The sequence below is a fragment of the Marinobacter sp. genome (assembly GCF_048266785.1).
GTDB lineage: Bacteria > Pseudomonadota > Gammaproteobacteria > Pseudomonadales > Oleiphilaceae > Marinobacter.
Window position 1 is genome coordinate 84418 of record NZ_JBLWYX010000013.1, and the last position, 24572, is coordinate 108989.

Sequence of the window (24572 nt, forward strand, 5' to 3'; positions counted from 1 at the left end):
CCCGTCGCTTTGCCGTCATTAACAGGGAAGCCCTAAGGAACCCCGGTTTATTATGAAAAAACACTATTCCATCCGCTTTCTTTTACTCGCCGCCCTGGCAGCCGGGTTTTCACTCATTCTGGTATTTACCGTGCTTTACAGCGCGAGTGCCCAGCGTGATCACATGGAGGAGTTCAGTCACAAATACGTCGATGGCTTGGCCAAGTCGTATTTTGACGGCCTGAATACCATGATGGTGACCGGCACGATCAGCAATCGCGAGGTGCTGCGGGACAAGGTAATGGCTCCGGAGGATGTGCTGGACGTAAGGGTGATCCGGAGTGATCAGCTGAACCGGATGTTTGGCGGCGGTACTAAAGCGGAACAGGCGCGTGATCCAGCGGATAAGCAAGCCCTGGCGGGTGAACGGATCGAGCGCTATTCAAGCAACGATGATGGTCGCATCTACACGCTGATCGAGCCGGTTATTGCGCGGGAAGATTATCAAGGCGTTAATTGTCTGGGTTGTCATCAGGCACAGGAAGGTGATGTGTTAGGTGCGATTCGGGTGGATTACTCCCTTGCGGAGAGTGACGATCGCCTGCACCAGCAGTTGCTGGCCAGTGGTGGTATTCAGGTTGTTATTTTTATTGTGGTATTTTTCCTGACCGCGCTTGCGTTGAGCCGGTTGGTGTTCTCCCGGCTACGTCGGCTCCAGGTTCGAATGGATGAGATATCCGGAAACTCCGACCTGACGATTGAGCTGGATGTTTCCCGCAACGATGAGATTGGCTCGGTATCACTGGCCTTCAATCGCATGATGGCGAAAATCCGCAAAAGCATGCACACGGTGATGGATAACGCGGCCCAGGTTGAACAGGCAGCCCGGAGTATCTCAGCAAAAGCTGAAACCACCGGCCGTGAAGTGATGGCACAGAAGGACAATACGGATCAGGTTGCCAGCGCAACAACAGAAATGGCCGCATCGGCCGTTCAGGTGCGGGAAAACGCCAATCATACCACCCGCAAATCTGCAGAAACGGCAGAATCAGCCAATAGCGGTGAGCGCCTGGCACGCGATGCGGTGGAAGGTATCGAAGCTCTGAATACGGAAGTGCAGGGTGGTGCCAGACGAATCGAGGATCTTAACCAGCGCACCAGCCAGATGGCGAGCATGCTGGAAGAAATCTCCAATATTGCTGATCAGACGAACCTGCTGGCGCTCAATGCAGCCATAGAGGCCGCCAGGGCAGGGGAACAAGGGCGTGGCTTCTCGGTGGTTGCGGATGAAGTTCGTGCACTGGCCGCACGCACGCAGGTTTCTACTGAGGACATCCGCAAGACAATTAACGGGCTCAAAAGCGAAGTGGTTGATTGTGTGGCTATCATGCACCATGCCTCGGACATGACGGGGCATCAGGTAAAGGCCATTCTGAAAGTAGAGTCCGAGTTACAAAGCATTGCCTCGGCTGTGCGTGAAATCACCTCTCTCAACCAGGAGATGGAAAGCGCAGCAAACGAGCAGAGCGATGTGTCAGAGGCCATCAATCAGAACGTTATCGAGATCAGTCGCTCCGCAGAGCAGGCATCAACGGATGCGCAGGAAACGGCAGATATAGCGGGAGACTTGCTTGTGATGGCTGAAACGCTCAGAGAAACCATTGAGCAGTTCCGGTTGACCAGAAAAAACAGCTGACGGGACGGCCTCTAAAGGCCCGCCCCGTAACCGACACCCGCAGGTCAACCCTGTCGGGTGACGTTAATGATCTTGAGATGGATATTGTTACGGCCACGGATCGGCCACTCGATGGAATCGCCCACCGCAAGCCCGAGCAGAGCAGAGCCCGCCGGCGCCAGAATAGAAATCTTGCCTTCCCCGGTGCCCACCTCATGGGGGTATACCAGGGTCAGTTCCTGTTCCTGGCCGCTATCCTCATTCTGGAAGCGAACCTTCGAATTCATCGTTACCACGTGGTCAGGCATTTCCGCGAGCGGAACAAGTGTTGCCCGGCTCAGCTCATCGTCCAGGCCGTCCGCAATATCGGAATCACCCTGCTTTTCGATCAGGGTTGTCAAACGGTTGAAATCTTCTTCAGCAACCAATACGTCCGGCATATCAGCCATAGCAATCTCCAGAAAATAAATTAATAACTCGGAATTTCAGAATTCAGACGCCGAATCCGGCGGTTTAAAAGCGGATTCAGCGAGAAAAGAGAAAGGCGGACAACACACCAGCGGTGCCTGCCTGTTGGCGGGCACTGAAACGGTAGAAAGGAATGGTCTCTGAGAAAAGCGTTCTCACAGGCTCACCTGATGCGTCGTTTCTGATTAATTAACGGAAAAGCGGTAACTTGGCCGCTTTGATCAATTTATAAGCTTTTGCAGGGTTCCACAAGTGGGTGCGCGGAAAAGGTGAGAAATAAAGCGCATAACGCCAGATTTGTTAGACTGACACCATAGACGATTCATCCACACCCTGCATCAGGCAAGGAGCTACCTACCATGTCCAAACTGTTTCCGTCCGTCGACCCCGATGGGTTGCTGGAATATTCCGTGGTATTCAATGATCGCTCACTCAACCACATGTCTGCCCCCTTTCAGCAAGTAATGCGGGATATTTCTTCCACCCTGCGGCAGGTTTATAACGCCCAGGGCGCCGTTATTGTTCCCGGTGGTGGCAGTTTTGGTATGGAGGCTGTCGCTCGTCAGTTTGCCAATGGCGAACAGTGCCTTGTGGTTCGCAACGGCTGGTTCAGCTATCGCTGGTCGCAGATACTCGAAGCGGGCCGAATCACGGATAAAATAACCGTACTTCAGGCCAAGGCTCTGGACGATGCGCCTCAGGCAGCTTACGCACCGGTGCCAGCCAAAGAGGCCGCAGAGTGCATCCGGGCAGAAAAACCTGCCGTTGTGTTTGTCCCCCACGTGGAAACCGCTGCCGGTATTGTGTTGCCAGACGATTACTTGAGAATCATTGGCGAAGCCGTAAAGGACGTCAATGGCCTGTTTGTGCTGGACTGCGTAGCCTCCGGTGCATTATGGGTTGATACCAAAGCCTGCGGCGTGGACGTCCTTATCACCGCGCCTCAGAAAGGCTGGAGCGCTTCACCTTGCGCCGCTCTGATTACATTGAGTGAACGGGCCATGGCACGCATGGAAGAAACCACCAGCAGCAGCTTCGCGGCAGATTTGCGCAAATGGTCGCAGATCATGCAGGCCTATGATTCCGGTAGCCACGCATACCATGCCACTATGCCTACCGACGCTCTGGTCATACTTCGTGACGCCATGTTCGAAACGTTGAAAACCGGCCCGGATCTGCTTTACAAACGCCAGGAGGAACTTGGTAAACAGGTGCGAGAGCTGTTTTATAGTGCTGGTTTCAAAAGCGTCGCAGCTCCCGGCTTTGAGTCGCCCAGCGTGGTGGTTTTGCATACTGATGATATCAATATTCACAACACCAGCCTGTTCCGTGAGCAGGGGCTGCAGACGGCAGCTGGCGTGCCGTTGATGTGTGGTGAGCCGGAGGGTTTCCGGACTTTCCGCATGGGGCTGTTTGGCTTGGAGAAACTGAACAATGTGGACAGGACGGTGGCGAATCTGAGAGTGGCTTTGGAAGCGATTCAGGGCTGAGGATACGTCTGTAATTCCATCAAACTCATTGAACTCTGGGCTGCTGAAAGTAGCTCAATGACCAAGAGGAATACCTGTGTATCTTCCAAATTTCAGAACATGTCGAGTAAAGCTCCAATATAAAACTCTGGCTCCGAATAGAGCGTGTCGTGGGATTTCGCAATCACTGGTGCGGTGTTTTGCTATTGCGTTGATGTGTGTAACTGGTGCGGTTGCGGCGCAGGATCCGGTCGTGGTTTCTTCGAAAATCGACACGGAGGGAGGCGTCCTTGGCCAGATGATTCTGCAGCGCCTGGAGAGCGGAGGTATTCCGGTAGAAAACCGGCTACAGCTTGGCAGCACCAGCATTGTACGCAGTGCGATCAAGGCTGGAGAAATTGATCTGTATCCTGAGTACACCGGTAACGCGGCGTTCTTCTACGACAAGGCAGACAGCCCCGTATGGAAGGATGCCGCAAAGGCTTACGATATGGCGGCCGAGCTTGACCGCGAAGCTGAGGGCATTGTCTGGCTCACGCCTGCGAACGCCAACAACACCTGGGCCATGAGCGTGCGCGGTGATTTGGCGGAAAAGAACACCCTCAAAACGCTGGAAGATCTGGCGCATTATATAAACGCTGGCAAGCCCTTTAAATTTGCGGCCAGCGCTGAATTTGTGGAGTCGGCCAGCGCACTGCCAGCGTTCCAGAAAGCTTACGGCTTCCAGCTCACATCTGACCAGCTCCTGATTCTATCTGGCGGTAACACCGCAGCGACCCTGCGGGCGGCAGCGATCAATTCCAATGACGTTAACGGGGCCATGGCGTATGGCACCGATGGCGGTCTCAACGCATTGGGTCTTAAAGTGATGGAAGACACCAAAGGCGTGCAGCCGGTCTATCAACCGACACCGATTGTCAGAGGAAGCGTATTGAAGGAATACCCTGAAATACGCCCACTGCTCAAACCAGTTTTCGAATCGCTTGATCTGGAAACACTGCAAAAGCTGAATGCAAAGGTGGCGGTTGAAGGCGCTCCCGCAGATGCGGTGGCCCGGGACTATCTGGAAAGCCTTAGCCTGGACTAATCCGTGACGTCATCGACAACGCTGCCAAACCGTGTGCTATCAAACCGTGTAGTACTAGCGTTAGCATTGGCTGCGCTTGGATGCGTGTGGTTGCTGAATCTCGGTGTGGTTCAGCCCAACCGTATTGTGACCGGAACCGGGTACGGGCTTTATGCCGCAACCGGTTGGCTTGGTGCGGGCGTTGTTTCGTCTCTGCTGTTGGTTGTGGTTGTGCTCGCCACAAGGCCTATTCACAAACGTTTTTGGGTGCTGGCGGCATTGCTTACGGCCGCACTGATGGCCCTGCCGCTGCTGCTTGAGGTGTTTGCGCTGCGCAAGCTTCCAACGGACTCCGCATATGCCCGGATTGGCATAGGTGCAGGGTTCTGGTGTTTGGCGTTTTTTCTCGCCCTGATGCTTTTGGAAACACTGGGCCAACTCAAAGCTTCCCGCCGTTTTCAGTTATCAACAGTGCTTCTGATTGTCGCTGGTTGGTGGCTCTGCGCCAGCCGTGAGGGGTTGTCCAGCCTGTCGCTTATCCGCGAGTACACCAATCGGGCGGATCAGTTTTCCCAAGCGTTAACCGTACATTTGTCATTGTCGCTGGGTGCCGTGGCCATCAGTGCTGTGCTCGCTTTCGCGCTGGCGCTTGCCATGGTGAAGCGGGAACGGATGCGGCGACCGCTGCTGGGGCTGGTCAGTTTTATGCAGACCATCCCCAGTCTGGCGCTTTTCGGGCTGCTAATTGCGCCCTTGGGGGCATTGTCGGCAGCATTCCCGTTTCTTCAGACACTGGGCATCAGGGGAATTGGCTGGGCGCCGGCGCTGCTGGCGTTGATTGCCTATAGCCTGCTGCCGATGGTGCGCAATACCTATGTTGCCCTGATGGAAGTGCCTGAGTCTGTTGTTGACGCTGGGCGTGGTATGGGAATGAGCGAGCGACAGATATTTATGCAGGTGAAGCTTCCTCTCGCCCTGCCGGTCATTGTTGAAGGCGTGCGGATTACCACCATACAAGCCATTGGCCTGACCGCTGTCGCCGCGCTGATCGGCGCTGGAGGCTTCGGCACGTTTATTTTCCAGGGGCTGGGCCAAGCCGCCATGGACCTGGTACTGCTTGGTGCCTTGCCTACGGTCGTTCTGGCATTGGCGGCCGATGCCCTTCTGTCCGCATTGAAATTTCAGGAGACATCAAGGTGATTGAGCTGAAAGGCGTCACTCGACGGTTCGGTGATGCCGTGGCAGTTGATGATATTGATCTGACCGTAGAAACCGGCGAAGTCTGCGTTCTTGTGGGCAGTTCTGGCTGCGGAAAATCTACCACGCTACGGATGATCAACCGCCTTTTGCCTCGCACCAGCGGCGAAATTCTTGTGGATGGAGAGGATATCAACAAAGCAGACCCCGAGGTGCTGCGACTGAATATGGGCTACGCCATACAGAGCACCGGGTTGTTCCCCCACTGGACTGTCGCTCGTAATATTGGCGTGGTGCCCGATCTCCTCAAATGGCCAACCGGCAAACGCGATAAACGCGTAAATGAATTGCTAACCCTGCTTGGGCTGGACCCGGCAACCGACGCTGCCAAATATCCGCACCAGCTTTCCGGCGGCCAGGCCCAACGGGTAGGCGTGGCGCGGGCACTGGCGGGCGACCCGAATATTCTCCTGATGGACGAGCCTTTTGGCGCACTGGATGCCATCACGCGGGAAAATCTGCAGCAGGAAATGTTACGGATCCAGCGGCAACTCAATAAAACCACCGTGTTCGTGACCCACGATATCGATGAGGCCTTAAAATTGGCTACCCGTATCGCGGTAATGGATAAAGGACGAATTATTCAACACGATACGCCAGAGGCGATTCTTCGGCGCCCGGCATCCGCTTTCGTGGAAAACCTGATTGGCAAGGGTGATCGTGGCCTGAAACTATTGGCTTTGCGCACGGTGGGCGACCTGATGGAACCGCATCCTCAGCCCCGGCAATCCGAACCCGGTGCAGACGGCTTGAATGAGGCGGACAGTCTGAGAATTGCGCTATCCGTGATGGTCTGGAAAAACACGGCACAACTCCCGGTTTTTAGTAAGGTGGGTGAAGAGGTTGGCACCTTAACGCGCGAACAACTCCTGCAGGGCGGTGCCTGATGCGCGCGTGGTTGGCGCCGGTTGTCTGGATTGCGTCGTTGTGCGCATTAGCGGCCGCGCTTCCCACAATGACGCCGCTTTTTTCCTGGGTGCAACCTGGCACAGATAAACTGATTTACAACAGAGACAGTTTCTATGTGCTGTTGCAGAGCCACATCTGGCTCGTGCTGGCTTCCGCCACAATCGGCACGCTAGTGGCTGTGTCTGCCGGCATTTTTGCGACCCGCGCCGCCGGTCGCGACTTTCTGCCATTGGCCACCCAAATAGCCTCCATCGGCCAGACCGTGCCGCCCGTCGCTGTGCTGGCGCTGGCAGTGCCCGTTATGGGTTTTGGTGAAAAACCGACGCTGTTTGCGCTGGTGCTTTATGGTTTACTGCCCATTCTGCGGAATACCCTGGCAGGCCTGGACGGCATTAACCCGGCTGTGCTCGAATCCGCCAAAGGAATGGGCATGTCTTCCGCGCAAGTTTTGCTGAAGGTAGAACTCCCCCTGGCAGGGCGAGTGATACTGGCTGGAATTCGCACCTCAGTCACCATCAACATCGCCACCGCAGCGATCGGCTCAACCATTGGCGCCCGCACATTGGGCGATCCGGTAATTGCGGGGCTGGTTAACGGCAATACCGCCTACGTGTTACAAGGTGCCATACTGATTGGCATGCTGGCGCTGGCGACCGACAGCTTGTTTGAAGCTATAGAGCGCACCTGGGCTCGGGCTTTTTCAGTTTGAATTCAGGGCCAAGCTCCAGGTGTAAACGCTCGGGTACTTAAAGGAGCGTTGCCTTGGCAGCCCGCGCAGCATGCAGCTTCTTGTAGCTTTCAATCAGACGCAGATGCTTATCCAGGCCTTCCAGCTGCATGTTGGTCGGGGTTAGGCCGTAGAAGCGCACACTGCCATCTACCGAGCCTACCACGGCGTCCATGGTTTCTTCCCCAAACATACGCTTGAGATTAAACAGATAATCACTCAGCTCAAGTTCTTCATCGAGGGTGATTTCCAGAACCGCACTCATCGCACGGTAAAACAGTTGGCGCTCAACCGTGTTGTCGTTGAACTGAATAAACATTTCGACCCGTTCAAGGGCTTCTTCGTATTCTTGCAAAGCCAGATTAATCAGTAGCTTCAGCTCAAGAATGGTGAGCTGACCCCAAACCGTATTTTCATCGAACTCAATGCCGATCAGGGTAATGATATCCGTGTAGTCATCAATCTGACTGTCTTCCAGGCGTTCCGCCAGAGCGGACAGTTGCTCATCACTCAGGATGTGGAGGTTGAGAATGTCTTCACGGTAGTCCAGGGCCCGGTTGGTGTTGTCCCAGATCAGATCCTCTATCTGGTAGACCTCGGAGTAGCCCGGCACCAGCATACGGCAGACCGGTGCACCCAGGTCGTCATAAACGGTTGTGTACACTTCTTTGCCAATGTCTTTGAGAATTCCAAACAAGGACGCCGCTTCCTCTTCGTTGGTACCCGAGAAATCCCACTCATTAAACTCGTAATCGGCCTCGGCACTGAAGAAACGCCAGGAAACTACCCCGCTGGAATCAATAAAGTGTTCCACATAGTTGTTCGGCTCGGTGATCGCGAGGCTGTTGAACGTGGGTGGAGGCACATCGTTCAGGCCTTCAAAGCTGCGGCCCTGCATCAACTCCGTGAGGCTGCGCTCTAAAGCCACCTCAAGGCTGGGGTGCGCGCCAAAGGAGGCAAACACGCCGCAGGTTTTCGGGTTCATCAGGGTGACACAGGCCACGGGGAACTGGCCGCCCAAAGAAGCATCCTTAACCAGCACCGGAAACCCCTGCGCTTCCAATGCACGGACACCTTCAAGAATGTTCGGGTACTTTTCCAGTACGTGCAGCGGCACATCCGGAAGCGCAATCTCTTCCTGGATGATCTGCTTTTTTACCGCCCGCTCAAAAATCTCTGACAGGCACTGCACTTGGGCTTCGTAAAGGGTATTGCCCGCACTCATGCCATTGCTGAGGTACAGGTTCTCGATCAGGTTCGTGGGGAAGTACACCACCTCACCGTCGGAGTGCCGCTCAAGGGGCAAGGAGCAAATGCCGCGCTCCACTTTGCCGGAGTTGGTATCGATCAGGTTGGAACCGCACAGTTCATTCTCGGGGTTATAGATGGCCAGGCAGTAGTCATCCAGTATGCCCTGAGGCAGCTCGTCATTGGGCCCCGGTTTGAACCATCGTTCCCTTGGATAATGAACAAACTCGCTGTTGGCGATTTCCTCACCAAAAAACTGATCGTTGTAGAAGAAGTTACAGTTCAAGCGCTCAATAAACTCGCCCAGAGCCGAACACAGGGCGCTTTCTTTGGTGGAGCCTTTGCCATTGGTGAAACACATGGGCGAGGCCGCATCACGCATGTGCAGTGACCAAACGTGGGGCACGATATTGCGCCAGGATGCGATTTCAATCTTCATGCCCAGATCCGCCAGAATAGCGGTCATGTTGGCGATAGTCTGCTCCAGCGGCAGGTCTTTACCGGCAATATAGGTGCTGGTGTCGCCCTCCGGTTTCGCAATCAGCAGGGCCTGTGCGTCGGCATCCAGGCTATCCACCAGCTCTATCTGGAAATCCGGGCCGGTCTGTACGACTTTCTTGACCGTACAGCGGTCGATTGAACGCACAATGCCTTGGCGGTGTTTCTCGGGCAGATCCTCTGGTAACTCAACCTGAATCTTGAAAATCTGTTTGTAGCGGTTTTCAGGATCAACAATGTTGTTCTGGGACAGACGAATGTTATCGGTCGGAATATCCCTCGCCAGACAGTACACCTTCACAAAATAAGCCGCGCACAGGGCCGATGAAGCCAGAAAATAGTCGAAAGGGCCGGGCGCCGAGCCGTCGCCTTTGTAGCGGATGGGCTGGTCGGCAATCACCGAGAAGTCATCAAACTTGGCTTCAACTCGGAGGTTGTCGAGATAATTGACGTTGATTTCCATTGCGAGGGTACCCGGTTTGTAGAATTTGGCGCACGACGGCCTTGGATCGCGGCCATTATCCGTTTTTTGTTGCCGTTCGTCAGGTCAGTTTTTGGAAAGCTGTAAGGCTTTGATCTGTTTGGTTCCCGACATCAGGGGCTCTTGACGTACAGAACGCCTTTGTCCCGAACTGTAACCTCAAACAACTCAGTGGCCCGTATCAGGTCGCTCAGTTTTTTATAGCCGTAGTTCACTGGTGAGAACGAACTGTTGTTGGAAATATACTGCCCAACCCGACCAAGGTGGGCCCAGCCATCGTCATCTGCGGTTTGTTCCACCGCCGTTCGCATGGTCCGCACCAGAACCGAGTCTCCCCGCAGCTGCTTGCGGTCCCACTTGGTTTTGGCGGTCGGCTTTGGATTGTCGCCAGTGATGGCGCTGTCTGGTTCTTCGGTGTCTTCCCGCAGATTTTCAGTGTAAATAAACTGAGAGCAGGCATTAACGAAAGGCGTAGGAGTTTTGCGCTCGCCAAAACCGAAAACGGGTAGGCCGGCCTCCAAAATACGCATGACCAGCGGCGTGAAATCGCTATCGCTGGTCATCAGTGCAAAGGCATTAACGTTGCCGCTGTATAGCAGATCCATTGCATCGATGATCATTGATGCGTCTGTGGCGTTTTTACCGGTAGTGTAGGCGAACTGCTGAACCGGTCGAATAGCATTGGCATGCAGCTTTTCAATCCAGCCACCTAGCTGTGGTCCGTGCCAGTTACCGTGAGCATGGCGTACATTCACGGCACCAAATTTGGCCAATTCCTGAAGCACACCCTCAATCGATTGGTGGCTGACATTGTCGCAGTCGATCAGGAGGGCGATTTTGTAGTTGGTATCCATAATTCCTGAGATTTCCTTCTCTGGAGTGAGATAATTAGCACTCTATCATGTCTTGTTTAGACCGATGAGGTACGACGCTAACGAGGATGATTTGTAGGGCGAGGACTGTAATTCTGAGGCTTGGGATTTGTCACCAGATCGAGCAGTATTGGACTCATTTTTGAGTACAAAATATGCTTTGGCAAGATGAGGTGTAGATCTCATCCCGGATGTACCCGCAGAGGATGTAAATTGGGCGGAATACTGTTTGGTGGTGCCCTCGGCAGGACTCACATTTCTCTTTAACTAACTGAACGGTATATGTATTTATATTTTTTTTTGGTGGATGTGCCCCAAAATATATCCCTATAGTCGTTTCTGTAAGCGAAAGCAGGTCTTGATGCCTAAATAGATTTCAGCCTAACTGTTAGCAAAGCAATTTTGGGTCGGTGGTCACTTGAGTGCATAGACTAAGGGTCGTACTTGCTTATCAAGGAGCGAATTCATGAGTCCGCCGACCCAATTGGACAGGAGCGGTCGTGCGATATATCGCTTGCCAGTTAATTGTCTGAACCATAGCAAGCTGGAGCTACGCCGGCCAGCTAAACGAATATGACGCCAGTTAACTGTCTTTCACTGAACTCATCGAAGGAGCTTTTTCGCTGTAGCATGCGTATTTGCCAGAGGTAGAATTCGCGCGATGGCCCGTCATCCGGCGCAATATCTTCGCGGTACCTTTTGCCTCGTGAGATGAGTGCAGTCCCACAATTTCCACCAAAATGTTTGGGCCTAGCTGGTCCCCACCCTGCATTCCAGTAACAAAAATCAGCAACGATCTGACTTCCTGCGCTGACCTGAAGTTGCCCTTCATGAGGAGTGATCTCAACACTTTGCGAACCAGGCATCGTTGGGAAATATAGCCTGGAAGGATAAAGGTCGTGCTGTAGGTACCCGATTCGTTCAAGATCGATTGTTGCAGCCAACGGCCAAGCTTTGGCGTCTCCGTTCATCAGTTCCGGGAGAGTAGGGGGCTTGATGATCGTGGTTGTACTCAGAGGTTCATTAGCATCGCTGGAGAGCACCGGACCATGCTTCCAAAAGCCATCTAGATAGCCGGCAAGATCCATATCGTCGACATTTCCACCTGTAGTCTGCGACCACCTTACTAAAGACACCTCGATACATCGCTCCGCCGACATCAGTACCGGCGAGTTGAACGCTATAAGTTCATCTCCGGGTCGGGTACAACTTAGGTGATCAAGGATGGTCCGAACGGCTGACTCTACTGCTTCGGTGCTGCCGTCGCAGTGGGCTGAAGAGAACCATCCGGGAGTCATGGGGCGAAGAAGGGCGAAAGTCGGATGAATCGGCAATGCTAAAAGTGACTCCTTGTTTGCTAATTCTACTGGCATGTTCCAAAACTGCTTCGCAACTTCCAGCGTCCGGAGATATGCAGAAATGGCTCGAAGCGCAGCTCGAGCCGAAAGACTGCTGCTTAGACCTTTGCCCCGTGACTGAGCGAAGTGCCACAGGTCACCCTGGTATGGAGCTTCAGGGTATGCTTCATGGCTCTGTGTCCACTCAAAGGCCATCTGCTTCACAAACGGAAGTCCAGTATGGTCCTCCAACCAGGCTAAGGATGTCCGAAAGATTCTCGGCAAGTCCACTCCTTGCACGCCTTCAAAATCATCAGGGATTTCGAAGTCCTCCGGTACTTCCCTCAAGTCAGCGCGGGCGGCTTGAATTGAGAGACCAAAATTTTCCATTAACAGGCCTGATAGCAATGAGGGCCTAGAGATGCCTTCAGCTAGTTCTGCAGTGGGCAAGTAGCCAAATTCCTGAACGGCCATCCAAAAGATGCAAAGAACCTCGACAACCTCTGCCTCAAGCTTCCGCGAACCCAATAACTCAAGCAGTGCTGCCTCGGTCTCAGTTTTTACAGCTGGCTTTCCAAGTCGAGCCGCCAGTTCCTGCATGGTCCACCAACGCGCTGACGTAGAAGGCCATCCAAGTCGTGCAATGAGTATTCGCAGGTCGTTCATTGAGAAACTGATCCGGATGTTTGGGTGAGCTCTGATTGCCAGCGAGGTGATTCCAAGGGTAGCGTCCGAGTATCTTCGATGACGCAATTTACCATCGTCTCCACGAAACTGATTGCTTCCGGAAAGCGTCCTTGTCTCATATAGAAGTAAGCCATGAGGTCATTGGGGGCCAAGCGTTGTGGCTCAGGTTCCTGGAACATGCTGTATGTTGTCTCGACCACAAATTCATCGCATCGCTGGGGGTAGTACTTCGCTACCATATCGAGCCTTTCACGGGTATTTGTTGGACTTTCCATGTATCCAATCCAGCCACCACTCAAGATATGCGCCTGGACTAGGTATTTCCAGGCTGCTTTCTTGCCGCTCAGCTTCCGCCTTGTATGAAATGCAAGTTCCGATAGAACCAGGATATCCCTTCGCCGTCCCTCCTGTGAGAAAAGCAGGTCTTCAAGTTCATCTAATAGTTCTCTACCTCGACCCTCGGATTCCCAGTGCTGATACCAGGCACGGAGAAGCTCGGTTCTATCATTGTGACTAACTGAAAGGCTATCGAGCAGGTCGTCTAATTGGTTGGGAGCAAAGCTACTGACGTCGCCCTCATAGGGAGTGTTATCGGTATCACTAGTGTAGGGCTCTGATTTTAATAGAACGCCGACATCCCACCCGTAGTGTTCTCGAAGAATGTGGAGCAATTCCGTGCCACCCGAGACGCCGTCCTGAACCAGTTGCTGAATCATCTCCTGGATTTCTGGTTGGAGGCCTGTTCGCATAAGCGCATTGAGTTGCCAACCCTCCCTCACTCCTTGCTGAACATACGACCGTAAGCTGTTCTCTGCTTGCCACCAGTCGCCTGCATGAGTATGTTCCTCATACTTAGTCACCAGTGCACTAGGCTCTAATTTCGCGAGCAATTGATCAGCCATTTCCAGTACATGCCTAGTACCTTTCCCGTCTGTGTACTGCAGGATATGGTGGATCTGCGGCGCGATTCGACCGAGCAGTTGCAGAGCATCTTTAGCCGTAACCTCGCTTAAGTACCCAATTGCGTTTACCGAGTCGTTTAAAGTTGGATCTTTGCGATGCCCAAAGCCGGTGGTCAGTTCCCACGTCTGTTGGCAGAGTTCACCTGCCTCTGCTGTCAAATTGTGGGAGGTTGCTACAGAACAGAGCTGCAGCGGTGTCTGAAGACGCACGCTAGTCTCCTCCCAGACCTCGCTATCAAATAATGAACGTTGAGACTCTACGAACGCAGCAGCCGCATCATCTGTCATTCTCGTAAGTGAATTGGATACGTATCGCTCACGAAAAGATGTACCGTCGAACCAGGCGGTCCGCATGGCGGCCTTTATTGACTCTTCGCTCAGGGTTGCATCTACAGAGTTGTCTATGAGGTTGCTGCCATGGCGGACATCGCAAGCGATGCGATGCAGTGCTCTCCTGAAGTCTTGGGCCGCTGAGCTTTGGTCGTGGTTTTGCCTGAACTGACGAAACTCCACCGGTTCTAGAAACATGAAAAGCTCATGGAAGTCCACAAACTTTCTCCTCCACCAGTGTTCCGCAACTTGAATGCCGATTGTAGTTAGAGAATCAAGGAAGTGGGTGATGTTTTCCCTGCCTTCAAAAATAGGGGCTGGCGCATAATCGAAAGCGGTCTGCCCCTCGGCAGCCATCCATAATCCCAGATGTACAGCACCAAAGAACCAGTGGTGCGTGAGGGCAGCCAAATCTTCCTTGCGTTCGTAGTAATCGCTGTTCAGCCAGTCCCAAGGTATCGGGTCGTAAAGCGGTTTAGGGGACTTGGTGAGGGCTGCATCCACTGCAGCGACGAAGGGAGTCTGATAAAGCTCCTTGAAATCATCTCGATCCACAATGCGTACACCTGCATTCGCGGCTGCTCGGACGCAAGCATCGCTAATTATCCTTTTGCGCTCTCCACAGGCGAGTGAGGTAGCGACTGACATCAAATCGTCGAGGTCGCCCTCAGCAACTAACATTTGTACTCGAGGCAACCAAACGATCGACCCGTTATTGGAAACGAGATTAATGAGCGCCTCAGAAGTGGAGCCGATGGTGCCGATTTGCGTTAATGCGCTAACGAGGAACTGGAGTTCATCCGAGCCAGCTCTCGAGTTATACCTGTCTGAAAATCGGCTCAGCCCCCTGAATCGACGAAGTGCTTCGTCGCCGCAAATTTGTGCGAGAACTTGATCTCCTCGAGAATGCAAGGCCAGACCAAGCGCTGCTAAACGCAAGATATCGGATTCATGTCTTGAGGCAAAGGCTTCCCGTACGACGCTTTCCTCCTTAGTTAGCGTCAGAGTGAGGGAGGTAAGTCTGGCTAAGTCGTCATTCTGCATTTGGAAGTCGCTGCCGCCCACCATACGAGCCTTCAGGTGCTCCAAGCGGTAAGCATCCGCGAACGCATTGTTCTCGAGTGCCGTAACCAGGGCCTCCGAGAGCAGCACGTCAAACAGTGACTCTGGATACCCCTCTTCAAGGCGAAGCATTATCCAGTCGCGAGTGAGGCCCTTGATGAGGTTTTTAGGATCGCCGAGCCTCGCTTGAACCGTCCACAGCCAGTTTGTCCTGAGGGAAGGTGGCGCTGAGCTCTCTAGCCAACTTGCAACTGTCGGCATCAGTTCCTTAATGCGGCCTTCGTAGCCTGGTGTCGCGCGAACAAATACCGCAAGGCTCTCGTGGAAGACCTTTAAACCTGCAGAAGACGAGTAGAGCAAGTGCTCGACTTTCTCGATTTCAGGAATGGAAGCCTGGATCTCTGCAGCAATCTCAGCGAACGCAGTCCTTGGCCAGAAGAATGGGAAAGCACAGACGAGCCGCAACGTGTCTTGCAGGCTCGGAAGAAGGCTGTGCCACAGTGATGCATAGTAAAACTCTGCGTCTTTGCTCAGATCTCCCTTCAACTGAGCAACATCCCAACTCGACAGCCTGCGACGTGCGTGCTCAAGCTCGGCAGTGGCGTAGATAACGTGGAGAGGGTGGCCGTTGGTTCTTGAATGAAGCGCGGATGCTGCATCCTGTAATTCGTTCTCGGCCTGCTTCCTGCGGTCGAAGGTAGTTGTGAACCTTCCTTCTTTAACCGCTTTACCCAAGTAAGATAGGACCGCGTTTTCTGACATCGCCGGTAAGGTTCGCCAGTCAGCTTTGGGCGCGACAGCGAGTAGGTCTGTGGGTAACTGAGCATCATCTACAGGTTGAGTGCCTACAAGCAGTACCATATTTTCGGGACAAGGGGTTACCTGAGCGAAAAGGTCATCCAGAGGGCGTTTGTCCTTTGCGTTTACGCGCCAAACATGATCGAGTCCATCGAGAACAAACACGAACGGCTTGCCAATATCTCCACAGTAGGAAGCACAGGCATCCAGGAGCGAGCGTAGGCTCCCTGCCGTTACTGAGGCACCCTCGTGAAATTGTTTGATCTGAGCTCTAATGGCTTGCTCGATGACGTAGCTGTTCACCCGGTCCCGGCCACGCTCTGTCGAAGAGAGGAAGTAATGATGGCGAACGGTCGGGATGTCCCGCTCTGCAAGCTTGTCGCACAAGAAGCTGAGATAGGTGCTCTTGCCACGGCCTGGAGGCCCTGTCAGAACAATCGTTTTTCCCGTGGCGCCGAGTGCGTCTTGGAAAAACTCTTGGTGAAACGTTGCGTCTGGCACCTCATACCCTTTGGGCACTACGAAATCTTCGGGCAGCGGTGCCGGCGGGGACGCCTGCAGGATAGAACGAACCTCATCGATCGTGATCCAGCCGTTTGGGAGAGGGTAGTTTCTTTGAGTCGCCCAGTTCAGGGCAACGTTTTTGAGTATGGCGATGCCCTCAGGGGTGCCATGCGTCCGGAGGCGCGCATCGACCTCGTGCTCCAAAGTGCTGTATCCCTTATCGCTGTGCCGAATGCGTAACTGATCGAAGAAAGTCTTGCAGTCTTCAGAACTGCCTAGCTCATTGATTACCTCCGAGCGTGTGGGCTCTGGAATCTTTGCAAAAGAAATCATGTCAGCATTCAAACAGGCCTCGATGCTTGCATCAGGCCGGCGGTTTGTCGTGAGCGAGATTTCGCCAATTAGGGCTGGGTCGAGCTTTTTGAATGCGTCGAACCACTTTCGCAGCATAGACCTAGACCGTGCCGTCTTTCCGCTCTTCTCAAGCAGCCATTCCCAGGACAGCAGGTGTTTATCCGGGTTCGGAGTGAACTTGACCTGTTGAAGGTCAACGAGACCATCGCTCCGCTCGACGACAATGTCGTCCAATGCTTGTGGGGCCTCCTTTTCGTTGTCGCACTCGAATTTCACCCGTCTATAGCGCACTGGGGAGTCGAGCCAATCACAAAGGACTTTCAGACCTTGCCGATTTTGGTATACGTAGCCGGCTGCAGTAATCGCAGTGTTTTTGATGTTTTCAGACATAGTTGCTCGGTGTGACCAGCTCGGTCTTGATCCAGTTGTCCAGCGTGTCTATTCGAACGAACTGGGTAGGCACAGGGTAAGGCGGATGAACCATCCAATAGTAAACGTCGCGACTGACGTAAAGCTCCAGATTGTTCGGCGGCTCGGTTTCGGATTTTGGCCACTCGAGAAGCTCAATCAATTGTGAGCGATTCTGTTCAAGGAATCGCCTTCTGCCAAGGATTCGACTGAACTGTCCACCTCTATCATCCTCGGACTTCCCGAAAATTTTGTCACGAAGTCGACGGCCATCTTTGATCGTGTAGGGTGGTTGATTGTACTTGCATTCAACAGTTACGAGCAGATTGATGCCTGGCCAGTAAGCAAGTAGGTCGAAGTCACCAACATCGTCGAACCCTTCTTCACGGAACTTCCTGAAAAAATCGACACCTCGTTTAACGAATGGAGTGTGCTTTTGAAATATCTCCTCCGTACGAGTTTCCAGACGTTTCTCGATACTTGCTTTGATCTTTCGAATGACTGGTCGAACATGCGGCCAATCGAAATCCGCCGGGAGGTAACCATCCCGCACCGTTGACATCCAGTTATGCATTGCCCGACTGGTCACCTCCGCCCCCCAACGTAAGTCTGGACCGTCGACAATCAGTGGCCTGATCGCGTATCGATGGGTTCGTTTATTATGCTCCCAAAACGGGACATCAGATTCATCAACATCCCTCCCGGGCAGCCTGCGCACGCCGAGCTCAGAGAGCGTGAGGAATGCTACAATCCTCTCGGCCTCTGCAAAATCAAGGTTTTCAATGTTATCTGCCAGTCTTTGTGCAACCAGATTAGGGGCAGCGGCATACGAGAGAGCGAGTCTGTCGCCAAAGCCATACCTGTGAGCTTGTGATAAAACCGCAAGGGCCGTGACCATGCGCTGAAAGTCAAATTCTAAATCAGCTGTGAACGCGCTTCGTAGACTATCTGAGGAAAGCAGTTCTTCTGGCTCGCCCTCCACGGCATCTTCGCTGTTTGCTCCAAGACCCAATCGTGACTTTGCATACTCACGCGCGAACTCAGCCTCTCGATCTTCATAACCATCTGAGTAGAAAACTTCTGGAATGTACGAGTCGTCGATGACAACACCGCCAACATCTATGCCGTTGTGAAGGACGTCGCTAGCACCGGTAAGAACCATATACCAATCAACCAGTCCCACCAGCTCTCTAAGTACTCGATTGTTAACCTCTCCGGTGCCACTTGGAGGCGAGCTGACCACCTTTTCTAGTAGATATCGATAATGACGAGCTACAGAACCATATTCTTTCCGAGCTTGTTCAATTGCATCCAGCCTGTCGTAATCGACTTGATGCGCTAGGCTTTGACGGGTTCGTTGAACCTTCATTCTCTCGCTAACTAGGAGTGCATCATGTTGCTCAATGCATGCCCGCAGCATTTGATGCCGATCGAGTGAAGCTAGCTTATTCTCAATGTACAGACGCAAGCGGCCGCTTCCAGAATCAATCCTTGTCTTGGCCTCCGACAGTTCATATCGCCCAGGAGACAGATCGAGCGCCATGAATTCTGAAGCCAATTGCTTCCGTGCAAGCTTGTAATCGGTAGGTGTGGGGACGACGGGGTTCACATAGTCCGGAACATCAACGTTTCGGGGAACAACTTTCAGGTGGTAACGGGCTTGCTCTTTCGCCATGCTGCCGAGCCGATCTCCAAAATGGTCGGGCAATTCCCATCCGCTTGCAGTTTGACTTCTTTTGAGTGTTTCCAGCAAGCAACGAACCTCGAACGATGCGTCTTTAGCCGCGTTTAATCCAGCAAGTACTGCTCTTGGGTCAACGCTCAAATGAAAGAGTCCTTTGCGAACGACGTCCTCTTCAACTGAAATTACTACATGGACGAATTCCTCTATTGGCTTAGGGGCTTCCTCTGCCTCGACAGAGCAGGAGGGGGCTGGAACGCAGTTAAACAGGACATGAGGCGCGCTGAAAAGCTGGATGTCTGATATCTGGTCGCGGCTCCGGTATATGCTGTCCGCGAGGAGCTGAGCAAAGAGATCTATGAGACGAGCATCCTCAGGTTTTAGCGCTTCAGATAGTTCTACTTGTGTTTGAACCGTGCATGACGCGACTGATGTGGAGTACGCAATCGCTGTATGATGTCGCGATTCGAGTTCGCTGACGCCATCGGTTCCGGAAGTCACCCGCCAGCCCGAAGAGCCGTCCGGAAATATTCGCGGTGCACGTGACCAAAAACTGGCAAGCGAATTGAAACGCCAGGACGTTCCCCAATGAGGGTCCAATCCAATAAAGGTCGGCGAAGTTGCTCCATCTATGAGGACACCGTGTGTGTCTTTGTATGATGCAAAAAGATCTGCGGGCCCACTAGAGAACAAGCTGAGAGAAGCTCTCTGAACGTCAACGAACTCCCAGTAGCTCTCCAGTTCGTCTAGATCTCTGAGGCTATCGAAAATAGTGATGAAGTCTGCTAGCGGCAATAAACGCGCGGGTCTTTCGGGAACATTTATCGAGCCGAACGAAGTGCCCGCTTGGGTTACCACAATGACGATTCGGAGCTCGTCGGCATTTGGCCCAGAGGACCCATTCTTGTGCAACATGAGTCCGCGTCCGTCAGCGAGACGAAAGTGGATCGCCGCGCCGCGCCTTATCTTGGCGTACGTTTTTTTTGCACAGTTTGACATCCGCTTATTCGATGCGTGGTCGCATGTGCATATAAGGTATACACGAGAGTTGGCTGAGATGATGCAACTGATAGGGAGGTCTTCACAGATGGCATCATCGATGAACATCGTTAGGGGGCCCGCGACCGTCTCTGGGAACCGCTCGGCAACGAACCGAGCAAGACTGCGATGCGTCTGAGCGTTGACCCCATCCGTTTCTTTGTTGGCCCAGTGGTCAATGACGACTGCTGGGGCGCTACGGACTGACATCGGCACCCACGTGCTGTCGCTTTCGACCGCTAAAAAGGGGAGGGCCATTCCTTGCATTACAGCGTCCCCGAAAGCATTCGATGCCAATGGGGCCTTGAATGTGCCAAAGGGAGTGTCGAGGGCGTTGCCCGCCTTTTCTCGCCACTCAGCAATATCGGTACCGATTTTTTTAAGCGTTTGCCTACAAGCCTGCCAGAATTCTTTTGGAGGCACCTCGACGTGGGCGTGTGGTGCTTCTCCGGCGGTAGAGGCACCTAGGTCCGACATCGATTCGATGATTCGCGCTTGCAACGCAACGGCGAGGTCCATTTGTGCTTGGGCTTCAGGAACGTGAGCGTAAGTGATGCGGAAGGCTTCTACGAAGTCGGGGGTGCGTTCAAGGCAGCTACCGTAGAACATCGGGACGAAGGCCCCTCCGAGGCGCATCTTGATTTGCCCCCAGTCGGCCTCGGGAGAGAAATCCTCCAGCATCGGGAACTCGGGCCATGCCTCGTAAAGTGCTTCAGAAAATGCCTTGAAGTCTGCGTAGTTAGCGATCGCTACTCCGCTTTCCTCATCCTTTGGAAGGCTTATCAGGACAGCCCAAGCGAAAATGTGTTTGATAGGGCTGCCGGCGTTAGCCGGCCAAAGCTCGGAGACGCCTAAAGCAATTGCTGCGTCGAGGCCCTCATATTTTCGGAGCACCCTCCGTGTCGCCTCGAGATGCTCTTGAAACGGATTGACCTGATCCCTAGTGTCGGCTTCTTGTCGATGAGATTTGAGCATCTCATTCAACAGGGCCGAAGGGTCGGCTCTCATTCGTGCAATTCTGCGCTCGCGTTTCTTGCGGGACTTCTTTCCCATGCAATCCTCTCCCTATCGGCACCCGCTTTCACAATTGCCAAATCCTAATTGCAAGATCTTCGGTGTCATGAAGTGTGACCCGTTTAAGTTCTGACCGGTACATTGACATATCACCAGCGGAACATGAACCGAACCATTCAGTTTTCCGGCGAACTCAGCCATGGATCAGATCGATACCCACCATCCGCTTCGTTGTCACGTGTGAGGCGGCTAACTCCATTGAAACGATCTGAAACCAAGATTTTTCAAACCTATATCACCTCTATGAACCAGGGCACTGACAGTGCCTTTCCTCCCCATTCACAGAGGTAATTCCCAATGTCTGAACAATGCCCCAATTGCCTGTCCCGGCGGATTGGCAAGAACAACTACGGCAAGAAAGCCGCTGGTGTAGTCGGTGCGTCTGCCGGTACCTACGGAGGCTATGCCGCTGCCACGGCGGGTGCCCAAGCGGGTGCAGCTCTCGGAGTCGTCGCTGGTCCTGTCGGCGCGACCGTGGGCGGTATCGGCGGTGCTGTCATTGGTGCGCTACTGGGTGGTGCTACCGGCGCTTCCGCTGGCGTGATTCTTGGCGACGTCCTGGATGACCGGGTGCTGGACAACCTGCGCTGCCTTGACTGTGGCTATGCCTTCAGTACCGGTCCCGACTCCCGGGACGATATCCGCTAATTCCCTTGGCGCATTTCAAAGGAGAACAACCATGGCTCATCTCATCGAGCAAATGGCCTACGTTGGCCAAACCCCTTGGCATGGCCTGGGGAATGAACTGACTTCGAATCAGCCCCTGGAGGTCTGGGCAAAGCAAGCCGGACTGGACTGGCAGATTAAGGAAAGCCCGGTACGTTACGTCAACAACTCTGGAGGCACCCTGGGCGAGATCTTGTCCTATCCGGATTCCAAAGTGCTTTACCGCTCAGATACACGGGCACCGCTATCGGTGGTTGGTAACCGTTTCAAAGTGGTCCAGCCAGAAGAAATCCTGGAGTTCTACCGGGATCTGACCGAGGTTTCCGGTTTTGAACTGGAGACAGCGGGTGTCCTGAAAGGCGGTCGCAAGATGTGGGCGCTGGCCCGCACCGGCCAATCCGGCATGCTTAAGGGTAACGATCAAACCAATGCCTACGTGCTGCTGGCTACCGCCTGTGACGGCACCATGGCCACGACTGCTCAGTTCACCAGTATCCGCGTGGTGTGCAACAACACTCTCGCGGTTGCCCTGAAAGGCTCCACGACCAATGCCGTCAAGGTGAAGCACAGCACCGCCTTCGATGCGGACCTGGTAAAGAAACAGCTTGGAATCTCAGTCAGTGCGTGGGACGACTTCATGTACCGACTGAGGACCCTGAGTGAGCGAAAAGTGAAGACCACAGAGGCCAGGAACTACTTCCTGAAGGTGTTCACCGATGATTCCGGAAGTGGTGTCGGGAAGACCAACGAGCGATCCATGGCCAAAGCGCTGTCACTCTATGAAGGCGAGGGCATGGGCGCCACGTTGGCTTCATCTGACGGCACGGCATACGGCCTGCTGAATGCCGTTACTGAGTTCATCGATCACCAACGCCGGGCCAAAACCGTGGACCACCGCCTGGATTCCGCCTGGTTCGGTACCGGTGCTGCCATGAAGAGCCGTGCATTAGAGCAGGCCATGTCACTTGTGGCCTGAGCCACCCCCACAAATCTCGAAAACGCCATAAAGCCCACCGGAGCCTGATGCTCTGGTGGGCTTTTTTTATGTCTGGAGGAAAACACCATGGGCATGAGTGCAAACACAATTCAGAAACAGCGACCGGCGTTGCGCCTGGTCTCCACCAAGGGCCTCAGCCGGGACGAATGGTTGAAGGTACGGAAGCAGGGCATTGGCAGTAGCGATGCGGCTGCAGCCGTGGGCATGAACCCTTACCAGTCCCAGTTGGAGCTCTGGATGGTCAAGACTGGCAGAGATGCTGGCTTACCAAAACCGGATTCAGACGATCCCGCTTCACCGGTCTACTGGGGGCATATCCTGGAACCGATTGTGGCGGAACAGTACAGCCAGCAGACGGGCCGCAAGGTGCGAAGGGTGAATGCGGTCCTGCAACACCCAGATCCCGAAAAGCACTGGATGCTGGCCAACCTGGATTACTCCGTGGTGGCCGATGACGACGTGCAGATCCTTGAGTGCAAGACGGCAGGGGAGTTCGGCTCACGACTCTGGAAAGAGGGCGTGCCGGACTACATTCAGTGCCAGGTCCAGCACCAACTGGCCGTTACCGGCAAACAGTCCGCAGACGTGTGCGTGTTGCTGTGTGGCCAGGAGCTGAGGATCTATCGCGTTGAACGGAACAAGGAACTCATCGATGCGCTGTATGTACTGGAGCGCCAGTTCTGGGATTTCGTGGAGACGGATACGCCGCCACCTGTGGACGGCACGGATTCTGCCGAACGCGCCCTGCGCCATCTGTATCCAGTGGACAGAGGGGAGACCCTGGACTTCAGCCAAAGCAAAGAACTGTCGGATGCGTTCGACGAGCTATTGGCTATTCGTTCGGACATGGAATGCCTCAAATCCACCGAATCCCACCTGAAACAGCGAATCGAAAGCCAGATGGGCGAAGCCTCAAAAGCAACCTTCCCCAGTGGCAGCGTCAGCTGGAAGCGGAACAAGGATTCCGTGGGGCTCAACGTGAAGCAACTGCTGAAGGATCAGCCAGAGCTTCTGGATCAATACCCACTAACCAAGCCGGGCAGTCGGCGGTTTCTCATTCAGGCATAAAACCCCCATTGGCCACGCGGGCGTGACGAGTGCCCCGTGGTCCTTTTTCTAAGGAGAGACATCATGATTAAAGGTTTAGCCATCACGCCTCCCGTACTGGGGCGTATCAGCATTGGTCGGGTCGTTGAAAAGAACGGCATCCGCCTACCGCAGAAAGACGACCAATTCACCATCACTTCCCAGATCCAGGAGAGGGACGCCGGGTGGCTTTTACACCCCATGGACGAAGAGCTCAGAAAGGATGCGCCAAACGGCAAGCTGCGAACCATCCCGGTACGTATGTTGTTCAATGATGCGGATCTCAATCTGCGGGCTGAGTACACCATGTTCGACCGCAAAAGTGGACGGCCAATGTGTGTCGGTAACGGCGACATCTGTAAGCGCCTGACGCAATCAGGAGTGCAATCTTTGCCATGCCCGGGACCGACGCTCTGTGAGTTTGGCAAAGGTGGTCTGTGCAAGCCCTATGGCCGTCTGAACGTCAAGGTCGGTGGTGACGATGATCTCGGCACCTTCATCTTCCGCACGACCGGCTACAACAGCATCCGGACGCTTGCGGCCAGGCTGAGCTACTACCAGGCAGTCTCTGGTGGTCTATTGGCCTACATGCCGTTGGAATTGAAGCTGAGAGGGAAGAGCACGACTCAGAGCCACCGGACGCCTATCTACTATGTTGATCTGGTTATCAAGGAAGGGGTGTTACTGCAGCAGGCGGTGGCCGAGGCAATGGAACAAGCAAGGCAGCTAAAGGAGGAGGGCGTTGACCAGGATGCATTGGATGCGGCTGCAGCGAAGGGCTTCGGCAATGCGCTGTTTGAATATGATGAAGATGAGGCGACTCTGGTGGAGGAGTTCTTTCCGGCAGCAGAGACAGGAAACGTATCGAATGACTCTTCAGTGGTGTCGAAACTGAAAGGGAACTTGCCTCCGGCGAAGTCCGTTGCTGAGTGATGGAAG

General features: G+C 53.8%; 16 protein-coding genes. 10 read left to right on the forward strand and 6 right to left on the reverse strand.

The features are described 5' to 3' along the window. Window positions 1-52 precede the first annotated feature (52 nt). Entirely contained in the window at window positions 53-1675 is a 1623-nt protein-coding gene (locus ACN0V1_RS16325; protein WP_417546008.1) for a methyl-accepting chemotaxis protein, read from the forward strand. Window positions 1676-1719: 44 nt separating this feature from the next. On the opposite strand, the gene rnk is transcribed toward ACN0V1_RS16325, so the two are convergent. After that, window positions 1720-2103: a nucleoside diphosphate kinase regulator gene (gene rnk, locus ACN0V1_RS16330; RefSeq protein WP_417546009.1), complete on the reverse strand. Its 384-nt coding sequence runs from the start codon at window positions 2101-2103 to the stop codon at window positions 1720-1722. A 378-nt stretch (window positions 2104-2481) separates the two neighbouring features. On the opposite strand from rnk, the gene ACN0V1_RS16335 reads away from it, so the two are divergent. From ACN0V1_RS16335 to ACN0V1_RS16355, 5 genes are all read left to right on the forward strand, one after another. Further along, window positions 2482-3612, forward strand: coding sequence for an aminotransferase class V-fold PLP-dependent enzyme (locus ACN0V1_RS16335; RefSeq protein WP_417546010.1), 1131 nt, complete (start codon window positions 2482-2484; stop codon window positions 3610-3612). A gap of 232 nt (window positions 3613-3844) precedes the next feature. Then, window positions 3845-4678, forward strand: a complete 834-nt coding sequence (locus tag ACN0V1_RS16340) for an ABC transporter substrate-binding protein (protein ID WP_417546011.1) — start codon at window positions 3845-3847, stop codon at window positions 4676-4678. Window positions 4679-4681: 3 nt separating this feature from the next. Then, complete coding sequence (locus tag ACN0V1_RS16345) at window positions 4682-5857, forward strand: ABC transporter permease (protein ID WP_417546012.1); 1176 nt, start codon at window positions 4682-4684, stop codon at window positions 5855-5857. Further along, a complete protein-coding gene (locus tag ACN0V1_RS16350) occupies window positions 5854-6801 on the forward strand; it encodes an ABC transporter ATP-binding protein (RefSeq protein ID WP_417546013.1) in 948 nt (315 codons plus the stop codon). The genes ACN0V1_RS16345 and ACN0V1_RS16350 overlap by 4 nt, the downstream gene beginning before the upstream one ends. Then, complete coding sequence (locus ACN0V1_RS16355) at window positions 6801-7532, forward strand: ABC transporter permease (protein WP_417546014.1); 732 nt, start codon at window positions 6801-6803, stop codon at window positions 7530-7532. Before ACN0V1_RS16350 ends, ACN0V1_RS16355 begins: the two co-directional genes overlap by 1 nt. Window positions 7533-7569: 37 nt before the next feature. Here ACN0V1_RS16355 and ACN0V1_RS16360 read toward each other — a convergent pair whose 3' ends face one another. The 5 genes from ACN0V1_RS16360 to ACN0V1_RS16380 form a co-directional block, all read right to left on the reverse strand. Next, the gene (locus ACN0V1_RS16360; RefSeq protein ID WP_417546015.1) at window positions 7570-9759 is read right to left on the reverse strand and encodes an OsmC domain/YcaO domain-containing protein; all 2190 of its coding nucleotides are present in this window, start codon (window positions 9757-9759) and stop codon (window positions 7570-7572) included. Window positions 9760-9890: 131 nt separating this feature from the next. Beyond that, the gene (locus ACN0V1_RS16365; RefSeq protein WP_417546016.1) at window positions 9891-10631 is read right to left on the reverse strand and encodes an NYN domain-containing protein; all 741 of its coding nucleotides are present in this window, start codon (window positions 10629-10631) and stop codon (window positions 9891-9893) included. A gap of 581 nt (window positions 10632-11212) precedes the next feature. Next, window positions 11213-12652 carry a multidrug DMT transporter permease gene (locus ACN0V1_RS16370; RefSeq protein WP_417546017.1) on the reverse strand — a complete coding sequence of 480 codons (1440 nt, stop codon included), beginning with the start codon at window positions 12650-12652 and terminating at the stop codon, window positions 11213-11215. Further along, the gene (locus tag ACN0V1_RS16375) at window positions 12649-17073 is read right to left on the reverse strand and encodes an NACHT domain-containing protein (RefSeq protein WP_417546018.1); all 4425 of its coding nucleotides are present in this window, start codon (window positions 17071-17073) and stop codon (window positions 12649-12651) included. The genes ACN0V1_RS16370 and ACN0V1_RS16375 overlap by 4 nt, the downstream gene beginning before the upstream one ends. Next, window positions 17066-20863 carry a hypothetical protein gene (locus ACN0V1_RS16380; RefSeq protein ID WP_417546019.1) on the reverse strand — a complete coding sequence of 1266 codons (3798 nt, stop codon included), beginning with the start codon at window positions 20861-20863 and terminating at the stop codon, window positions 17066-17068. The genes ACN0V1_RS16375 and ACN0V1_RS16380 overlap by 8 nt, the downstream gene beginning before the upstream one ends. A 318-nt stretch (window positions 20864-21181) precedes the next feature. Between ACN0V1_RS16380 and ACN0V1_RS16385 the strand changes: the two genes are divergently transcribed. The 4 genes from ACN0V1_RS16385 (at window position 21182) to ACN0V1_RS16400 (ending at window position 24566) form a co-directional block, all read left to right on the forward strand. Continuing rightward, the gene (locus ACN0V1_RS16385; RefSeq protein WP_417546020.1) at window positions 21182-21532 is read left to right on the forward strand and encodes a hypothetical protein; all 351 of its coding nucleotides are present in this window, start codon (window positions 21182-21184) and stop codon (window positions 21530-21532) included. Between the two features lie 31 nt (window positions 21533-21563). Next, on the forward strand, window positions 21564-22526 hold the full coding sequence (locus tag ACN0V1_RS16390) for a DUF932 domain-containing protein (protein WP_417546021.1): 963 nt from the start codon (window positions 21564-21566) through the stop codon (window positions 22524-22526). 87 nt (window positions 22527-22613) lie between these two features. Then, window positions 22614-23615, forward strand: coding sequence for a YqaJ viral recombinase family protein (locus ACN0V1_RS16395; protein WP_417546022.1), 1002 nt, complete (start codon window positions 22614-22616; stop codon window positions 23613-23615). A 63-nt stretch (window positions 23616-23678) separates the two neighbouring features. Continuing rightward, a complete protein-coding gene (locus tag ACN0V1_RS16400) occupies window positions 23679-24566 on the forward strand; it encodes a hydrolase or metal-binding protein (protein WP_417546023.1) in 888 nt (295 codons plus the stop codon). The last annotated feature ends 6 nt before the right edge of the window (window positions 24567-24572 follow it).